Origin of the sequence: Micromonospora maritima (assembly GCF_902825405.1) — a bacterium.
GTDB classification, from domain to species: Bacteria; Actinomycetota; Actinomycetes; order Mycobacteriales; family Micromonosporaceae; genus Micromonospora; species Micromonospora maritima.
In genome coordinates this window covers 1-8192 of record NZ_CADEAU010000241.1, presented here as the reverse complement: position 1 = coordinate 8192, position 8192 = coordinate 1, and the positions used below count along the sequence as shown (strand labels likewise).

Genomic DNA, 8192 nt, shown 5'->3' with positions numbered 1-8192 from the left:
GCTCTTCCGATCTCAACTGGTACTGGCCGCCGGGCCGGAACCGGTCGCGCCGCCGCCCGCGGGTACGCCGGTGCCCACCCCGCCGCCCACCACCGCCGGGTTGGCCGAGAAGCCCTCGCCCGCCCCGTCGACCCCCTCCGGCACCCGTACCCCCGGTGGTCGGAGCCCGGCCGCGCCGTCGAGTGCCGGACGTCCGACGGCGGGGGCCCCGACCACGATCCCGGACCGGGCGTTCTTCGTCCTGCCCGCCGCCAACGACGCCGGTACGGGCAACCAGTTCGGCCCGGGAGCGGTGCTGCCGGTGCTCTGCGGTTCGCGCCCCGGCACCGAGTCGGTCGTCGCGTCGCGGGCCCGGACGCTGCCGTACCGGTCGGCCGGCGCGCCGGCCGACGCGGTGCCCTCCGGCAGCTACCGGCACAGCATCACGATCTACCGGGCCGGGCGCGCCGGCGAGGCCCTGGCCGAGCTGCGGGTGGCCGTCCGGGCCTGCCCCGCGCAGCCGGTACCCGAGGCGCCGTCGACGACCGTGCGTCAGCGCCTGCTGCCCGACTCCGGGTACGGCGACGAGTCGGTGCTGTTCGAGACGCGCCGGCCCTACCTGGACGCCAACGGCGAGCCGAGCGGCGGCGACGAGGTGCACCTGGTGCGCGCGGTGCGGTCCGGTGACGTGGTGACGGTGCTGTGGGAGCAGGGCTGGGAGAGCACCTCGACCGAGCGCGCCCAGTTCGACGCGGACAGCCGGCGGGCGGTCGACGCGGTCCGGCGGTGGCTGGACTGAAGGACCCGTTTTGCGCCTCCCCGGGTCGGTGCGCTACGGTTGTCGAGCCGACGCGGGGTGGAGCAGCTCGGTAGCTCGCTGGGCTCATAACCCAGAGGTCGCAGGTTCAAATCCTGTCCCCGCTACTCGTGACGAAGGGCCCCGGAATCCGTTCCGGGGCCCTTCGCCGTTTTCGCCGTCGTGCCTCTTCGGCGGGATCGGGGGACCCGGCTGATCTCCACGATTCCCGTGCGATAAGCTTTACGAGCCGACGCGGGGTGGAGCAGCTCGGTAGCTCGCTGGGCTCATAACCCAGAGGTCGCAGGTTCAAATCCTGTCCCCGCTACTCGTGACGAAGGGCCCCGGAATCCGTTCCGGGGCCCTTCGCCGTTTTCGCCGTCGTGCCTCTTCGGCGGGATCGGGGGACCCGGCTGATCTCCACGATTCCCGTGCGATAAGCTTTACGAGCCGACGCGGGGTGGAGCAGCTCGGTAGCTCGCTGGGCTCATAACCCAGAGGTCGCAGGTTCAAATCCTGTCCCCGCTACTCGTGACGAAGGGCCCCGGAGTTCGCTCCGGGGCCCTTCGCCCTTTCCGGATTCCTCCGCCGCGTCCGGCGTGCCCCGGTTGCGCACCTCGGCGAGGATGGGGGCATGGCTGGATGGAACAGATGGTGGGGCCGCCTGGGCGCGGTCCTCGGAACGGTCGCGCTCTCGGTCTTCGTGCCGGTCGCGGCCTGGGCGTCGACCGGCACCGGTGAGCTCGTGGTGGAGGCGGCGCGACGGCGGTCCCGGGGCGGCTTCGGCGTCCTCGGCCTGCTCTGCTGCCTCGTGGTGGTCGGCGGGATCGTCCTGCTGGTGGTGCTCTTGACGCGGAACCGGCGGAACCGCCCGCCGCGCTGACGACCACCCGACCCCGCCCGCCGCGCCCACGCGCGGCGGGCGGCGGTCACTCGGTCAGGGCGGCGTTCGCCCGGGCCATGAACCGGGACGTCGCGGAGCGGGCGCCGGCCCGCTTGCCCCGGATGCTCTCGGCCGCCTCGATGAGCAACGTACGGACCTTGGCGTGCCCCTTCGGCGGCGGCGCGGGCGCGGGACCGGACAGGCCGTCCAGCTCGGCGCCCAGGATCGTCACCCGCTTCTCGGCCCGGTCGGTCACGCCCGCGGCCACGTACGTGCGGACCTGGGTGCTGGCGTTCACGCCCCGTTCCACGCCGAGGACCCGGCCGGCCGCCACGTTCGTGGTGAGGAAGTTGAGCACGTCCACCACCACGCCGGGGTGCCGGGTGCCCCGGAAGCCGGCCCAGTACATCGACGCCCGCGGCCACTGGGCGGCCGGCGTGCCGGGGAAGGCGACCGCGCCCAGCTCGTCCTCGGTGAGGCGTTGCAGCTCCGGCAGCTGGTGGGACCAGGCGAAGGAGGCCGCGGTGTGCCCGGTGACCACGAGCTGGCGGTTCAGCTCGCCGGTGTCCGCCTGCTCCACGAGCGCGGCGCTCGGGGTGGCCGCGTCGAAGCGGGCGACCTCCCAGAACTCGAACCAGGAGAGCAGCTCCGCCGAGCTGAAGCCGAGCTGCCGCCCCTGGTAGAGCTCGCTGCCCTGGCCGCGCAGCCAGAGCCAGAGCGCCCGGTAGTCGCCGGAGGCGTCCATGGTGCCGGCGACCCGGTAGCCGGACGACCGGGTGACCCGGGCGGCCCAGCGGGCGTACTCCTTCCAGGACATGCCGGTGCGCGGCGCCGGCACGTCCAGCCGGCGCAGCAGGTCCCGGTTGTAGACCAGCGCCGCGTTGGTCTGGGCGGCGGGCACCGCCACGGTCCGCTCGTCCACCCGCCCGTAGCGGGCCAACTGCTCCGGCAGGTCGCGCAGGTCGAGCCGGCCGTCGTCGGCGTAGCCGGTGAGGTCGAGCAGGATGTCGCGGCGGGTGTACTCGGTGAGCAGCGTGTCGTCGATCTGGAACAGGTCCGGCACGTTGCCGCCGGTGCCCTGGGTGGCGAGCCGGTCGTAGTAGCCCGTGAGGCCCTGCCAGGTGATCCGGAAGCTGACCCGGGGGTTCTGCTGGGTGTAGAGGCGCAGCGCCTGCTCGGTGGCCTGGGCCCGGCGGCTGCCGCCCCACCAGAACACCGACAGCTCGATCGGGCCGTCCTCGGCCGCCGCCTCCTCCTCCGGGCCGCAGCCGGCCAGCCCGCCGGCGAGCAGGGGCAGCCCGGTGAGCGCGCCGAGGAACCGTCGCCGGTCGAGGCCGGGACGGGGGACGGACCGTTCAGCGCGCACGGTTCTCTCCGAAACTGGGGTGGACGGACCATTCCACCGGCACCGGGCCGGGGTGTCAACGCCGGGCGGGACGGCCGGTGGGCGCGCCGGGCGGGTGGTCGCCCCCATGGTGTACTAGCGCCGTGGAACTTCTGCACTCGGGCAAGGTCCGGGACGTCTACGCCGACGGCGCGGACCTGATCCTGGTCGCCTCCGACCGCATCTCCATCTACGACGTGGCGCTGCCGACCCCGATCCCGGACAAGGGCAGACTGCTCACCGCGCTCTCGCTGTGGTGGTTCGAGCAGCTGTCGGACCTGGTGCCGAACCACGTCCTCTCCGCCACCGACGTGCCGGCGGAGTTCGCCGGGCGGGCGATCCGGTGCCGGCGGCTGGAGATGGTGCCGGTCGAGTGCGTGGCCCGGGGCTTCCTGACCGGTGGCGGCTTCGCCGAGTACGAGCGCACCGGCTCCGTCTCCGGGGTGCCGCTGCCCCGGGGCCTGGTGGAGGCGTCGATCCTGCCCGAGCCGATCTTCACTCCGTCGACCAAGGCGCCGATGGGCGAGCACGACGAGCCGATCACCTACGACCAGGTGGTCGACAAGGTGGGGCCGGAGACCGCCGAGCGGCTGCGGCAGATCACCCTCGACGTCTACCGGCGGGGCGCGGAGATCGCCGCGGACCGGGGCATCCTGATCGCCGACACCAAGCTGGAGCTGGGCTGGGCGCCGGACGGCACGCTGATGCTCGCCGACGAGCTGCTCACCTCCGACTCGTCCCGGTTCTGGCCGGCCGAGTCCTACCAGCCGGGCCGGGCGCAGTTCTCCTTCGACAAGCAGTACGTGCGGGACTGGGCCACCGGCAACGGCTGGGACAAGCAGCCGCCGGCGCCAGAGGTGCCGGCCGAGGTGGTCGAGGCGACCCGGGCCCGCTACGTCGAGGTGTACGAGAAGCTCACCGGAAACCGCTGGGAGTGACATGGCGACGCGACTTGTCCAGATCAACATGAAGGCCCGGGACGAGGTCGCGCTGGGCGCGTTCTGGGCGAAGGTCCTCGGGTGGGAGATGTCCAGCGAGGAACCCGGCGTGACGAACCTCGAACCGCCGGGCGTCCCGTACCCCGATCCCTCCGCCCTCTTCATCGACCTCGTGGTCTCCGCGGAACCCAAGACGGCGAAGAACCGGGTGCACGTCGACCTCGCCACCACCTCGCCGGAGCACCAGGCGGAGCTGGTCGCGCGGCTGACGGGCCTTGGCGCGACAACGGTCGACATCGGCCAGGGCGACGTCCCGTGGACGGTCATGGCCGACCCGGAGGGCAACGAGTTCTGCGTGTTGGAGCCGCGCGAGGTCTACCGGGACACCGGGCAGATCGCCGCGGTGGTGGTCGACTGCGCGGATCCGCGGGAGATGGCGCGGTTCTGGGGCGAGGCGACGGACTGGGTCCGGCACGAGGTCACCGACCGGTACGCGTCCCTGCGTTCCGCCGCCGGCGTCGGCCCCTACCTGGAGTTCGTCCGCAGCACCGACGTGAAGCCCGGGTGGAACCGCGTCCACGTCGACGTCCGCCCGTACCCCGGTGACGACCTGGCGGCGGAGGCGGACCGGTTGCGCTCGCTCGGCGCCACCGTCCCCGACCTGGGCGGCGTCGAGGTCCCCTGGCGGGTCATGGCCGACCCCGAGGGCAACGAGTTCTGCATCCTCACCCCCCGCTGACCCGCGCGGGGCGGGGTCAGTCTTCCCAGTTCAGGGTGCGTTGGACGGCCTTGCGCCACTGGTGCAGTTCGCGGTCGCGGTGGGTCGGGTCCATGGCCGGCTCCCACTGGGCGTCGGAGCGCCACTTGTCCCGCAGCGTGGCCAGGTCGGGCCAGAACCCGACCGCCAGGCCGGCGGCGTACGCGGCGCCGAGGCAGGTGGTCTCGGTGATCCGGGACCGCACCACCGGCACGTCCAGCACGTCGGCGAGGAACTGCATGAGCAGCGCGTTGCCGGTCATCCCGCCGTCCACCCGCAGCCGCCGCAGCGCCACGTCGGAGTCGGCGTTCATCGCGTCGACCACCTCGCGGGTCTGGAAGGCGGACGCCTCCAGCACCGCCCGGGCCAGGTGGCCCTTGGTGATGTAGCCGGTCAGCCCGGCGATCACGCCCCGGGCGTCGCTGCGCCAGTGCGGGGCGAACAGGCCGGAGAAGGCCGGCACCACGTAGCAGCCGCCGTTGTCGTCGACGGTGCGGGCCAGCTCCTCGACCTGCGGGGCGGTGGAGATCAGGCCGAGGTTGTCGCGCAGCCACTGCACCAGCGAGCCGGTGACCGCGATGGCGCCCTCCAGCGCGTACACGGCCGGCTGGCCCTCGATCCGGTACGCCACCGTGGTGAGCAGGCCGTGCCGCGACGGCACCGGGCTCGCGCCGGTGTTGAGCAGCAGGAAGCTGCCGGTGCCGTAGGTGCACTTGGCCTCGCCGGGCTGGAAGCAGGTCTGCCCGAACAACGCCGCCTGCTGGTCGCCGAGCGCGCTCGCCACCGGCACCCCGGCGAGGACCCCGTCGGCCGTGCCGTAGACCTCGGCCGAGCAGCGGATCTCGGGCAGCATCGCGGCCGGGATGCGGAGCGCGTCGAGCAGCTCCGGCGCCCAGTCGAGGGTCTCCAGGTCCATCAGCAGGGTGCGGCTGGCGTTCGTCACGTCGGTGACGTGCCGCCCGGTCAGCTTCCAGATGATCCAGCTGTCCATCGTGCCGAACAGGACCTCGCCCCGTTCGGCCCGCGCGCGCAGCCCGTCGACGTGGTCGAGCAACCAGCGCAGCTTCGGGCCGGCGAAGTAGGTGGCCAGGGTCAGGCCGGTGCGGGCGCGCAGCCGGTCGGGGTCGTACGCCTCGGCCAGCTCGCGCAGCAGCGGGCCGGTGCGGGTGTCCTGCCAGACGATCGCGTTCGCCACCGGGCGACCGGTCTCCCGGTCCCAGACCACTGTGGTCTCGCGCTGGTTGGTGATGCCCACCGCGGCCAGCTGCTCCGGGCCGATGTCGGCGCTCGCCAGCGCCTCGCGCACCACGTGCTCGACGTTGGTCCAGATCTCGTCCGCGTCGTGCTCGACCCAGCCGGGCCGGGGGAAGATCTGCCGGTGTTCGCGTTGGGCCACCGCGACGATCTCGCCGTCGGCGTCGAAGACGATGCACCGCGAGGAGGTGGTGCCCTGGTCGATGGCGGCGACGAACTCTCCGGTCACCGCAGCACCGTACCCGCCGGGAGCGTCCACCGTCTCCCTCCGATCGCCCCGTACGATCACCAGACGTGCGTGACATTGCCGTGTTCAGCGGGACCGCCCACCCGGACCTCGCCGCCGAGATCTGCGCCCACCTCGACGTTCCGCTGCACCCGGTCCGGGTGTCCCGGTTCGCCAACGACTGCCTCGAGGTGCAGTTGCAGGCCAACTGCCGGGAGCGCGACGTCTTCCTCATCCAGCCGCTGGTGCCGCCGGTGCAGGAGCACCTGGTCGAGCTGCTGCTCATGATCGACGCCGCCCGGGGCGCGTCGGCCGGCCGGATCACCGTGGTGCTGCCGCACTACGCGTACGCCCGGTCGGACAAGAAGGACGCCCCGCGCATCTCCATCGGCGGGCGCCTCGTGGCCGACCTGCTCACCTCGGCCGGCGCGCACCGGGTGCTGGCCATGACGCTGCACTCGCCCCAGGTGCACGGCTTCTTCAGCGTCCCGGTGGACCACCTGCACGCGCTGCGCGAGCTGGCCGCCCACTTCAAGGGGTACGACCTGAGCAACGCGGTGGTGGTCTCGCCGGATCTCGGCAACGCCAAGGAGGCCGCCGCGTTCGCCCGGATGCTGGGCACCCCGGTCGCGGCCGGCGCCAAGCAGCGCTTCAGCGACGACCGGGTGCAGATCAGCACGATCATCGGTGACGTGGCGGACCGGGACGTGATCGTCCTCGACGACGAGATCGCCAAGGGCAGCACGGTGATCGAGTTGATCTCACACCTGCGCGAGCGGCAGGTCCGGTCGATCCGGCTGGCCTGCACGCACGGCCTGTTCTCCAGCGGGGCGCTGGAGCGGCTGAGCGCCCAGGACGGCGTCCTGGAGATCGTCTGCACCAACACGGTGCCGATCCCGAGCGAGAAGCGGGTGCCGAAGCTGGAGGTGCTCTCCGTGGCGCCGGCCCTGGCCGAGGCGATGCGCCGGATCCACAACGGCGAGTCGGTGAGCGCCCTCTTCGGCTGAGCGGGCGGCCGGGTGGCCGGTCAGCCGCCCGGTGGCCAGTCGGTGGGCTGCCGGGCGTCCAGGGCCGCGGTGATCCGGACGACGGTGCCGGCGTGGCCGGTCTCCACCTCCATGGTGTCGCTCAGCTCCCGGGCCAGCCAGAGCCCCCAGCCGCCGGCGGTGTCCGGCGCCGGCCGGTTGCGGTCGTGCAGCCGTCGTTCGCTGATTCCCTGGCCGTGGTCGGCCACCTCGCAGACCAGGTCGCCGCCCTGGCGCCAGAGCCGCAGCCGACCCTGCCCGCCGCCGTGCCGGACCGCGTTGGTGATCAGCTCGTTGACCGCCAGCACGAAGTCGTCGAGCCGTTGGCCGGCCAGCCCCGTCGCGTGCGCGCAGGAGGTGACCGAGTGTCGGAGCTCGGTCACCTGGGCCTGGTCGAAGGCCTCGGCGATGAGGAGGGAAGGTTCGATGGGCACAACCGTACGCGGTGCCGGGGGTTCTACGTCCGTCATGGCCCCGTCCCAGCGCTGCTTCTCGACGACTTTCGCGGCATTTCCACCGTACGTCAGGGTTTATCGGACCGCACCAGGCGGCCCGCCGGTGACGGGCTGTGGCATGGTGACGGCCATGCCGTCGTCCTCCGGCCTGGAAGGCCCGTTCTGGCGGTCCATCGCGGTGTTCCGCTTCGCCTCGCTGGCGTACGTCGGCCTGCTCGTACTGCGCGACGCCACCCGGTACGCGCACCCGGTCGCCGCGGGCGCCGTCCTGCTGGCCATGCTGGCCTGGACCGGCGTGACGGCGGCCGGCTACGGACGCCCGGGCGGACGGCGCTGGCCGCTGCTCCTGGCCGACCTGGGCGTGGTGCTGGCGATCATCCTGGCCACGCCCTGGGTGGTCGGCCGCGCGGCGCTCGCCGCCGGCGTGCCCACGCTGACCGTCGCCTGGCTGGCCGGACCGGTGCTGGAGATCGGAAGAGCGTCGTGTAGGGAAAG

General features: G+C 73.0%; 8 protein-coding genes and 3 tRNA genes. 8 read left to right on the top strand and 3 right to left on the bottom strand.

Features of this window, described 5'->3' with window-relative positions:
* The 5 genes from HUW36_RS20140 to HUW36_RS20120 form a co-directional block, all read left to right on the top strand.
* The coding region (locus tag HUW36_RS20140; protein WP_174529593.1) for a hypothetical protein at positions 1–778 on the top strand (778 nt) is incomplete at its 5' end.
* Between the two features lie 51 nt (positions 779–829).
* A tRNA-Met gene (locus tag HUW36_RS20135) sits at positions 830–903 on the top strand.
* Between the two features lie 126 nt (positions 904–1029).
* Positions 1030–1103, top strand: a tRNA-Met gene (locus HUW36_RS20130).
* A 126-nt stretch (positions 1104–1229) separates the two neighbouring features.
* Positions 1230–1303 (top strand) — tRNA-Met (locus HUW36_RS20125).
* A gap of 106 nt (positions 1304–1409) precedes the next feature.
* Positions 1410–1658, top strand: a complete 249-nt coding sequence (locus HUW36_RS20120; protein ID WP_174529592.1) for a hypothetical protein — start codon at positions 1410–1412, stop codon at positions 1656–1658.
* Positions 1659–1704: 46 nt separating this feature from the next.
* Here the strand turns inward: HUW36_RS20120 and HUW36_RS20115 are convergent, their stop codons facing one another.
* Positions 1705–3024, bottom strand: a complete 1320-nt coding sequence (locus tag HUW36_RS20115; RefSeq protein ID WP_174529591.1) for an ABC transporter substrate-binding protein — start codon at positions 3022–3024, stop codon at positions 1705–1707.
* 122 nt (positions 3025–3146) lie between these two features.
* Between HUW36_RS20115 and HUW36_RS20110 the strand changes: the two genes are divergently transcribed.
* Together HUW36_RS20110 and HUW36_RS20105 are read left to right on the top strand one after the other, a co-directional pair.
* Positions 3147–3980 (top strand): phosphoribosylaminoimidazolesuccinocarboxamide synthase, encoded by an 834-nt coding sequence (locus tag HUW36_RS20110; RefSeq protein ID WP_174529590.1) that lies wholly within the window; start codon positions 3147–3149, stop codon positions 3978–3980.
* Between the two features lies 1 nt (position 3981).
* Positions 3982–4719 (top strand): VOC family protein, encoded by a 738-nt coding sequence (locus HUW36_RS20105; protein ID WP_174529589.1) that lies wholly within the window; start codon positions 3982–3984, stop codon positions 4717–4719.
* Between the two features lie 16 nt (positions 4720–4735).
* On the opposite strand, the gene glpK is transcribed toward HUW36_RS20105, so the two are convergent.
* Positions 4736–6220 (bottom strand): glycerol kinase GlpK, encoded by a 1485-nt coding sequence (gene glpK / locus HUW36_RS20100; protein WP_217428840.1) that lies wholly within the window; start codon positions 6218–6220, stop codon positions 4736–4738.
* Between the two features lie 65 nt (positions 6221–6285).
* On the opposite strand from glpK, the gene HUW36_RS20095 reads away from it, so the two are divergent.
* Positions 6286–7224: a ribose-phosphate diphosphokinase gene (locus HUW36_RS20095; protein WP_174529587.1), complete on the top strand. Its 939-nt coding sequence runs from the start codon at positions 6286–6288 to the stop codon at positions 7222–7224.
* 20 nt (positions 7225–7244) lie between these two features.
* Here the strand turns inward: HUW36_RS20095 and HUW36_RS20090 are convergent, their stop codons facing one another.
* Complete coding sequence (locus HUW36_RS20090; RefSeq protein WP_174529586.1) at positions 7245–7712, bottom strand: ATP-binding protein; 468 nt, start codon at positions 7710–7712, stop codon at positions 7245–7247.
* Between the last annotated feature and the right edge of the window lie 480 nt (positions 7713–8192).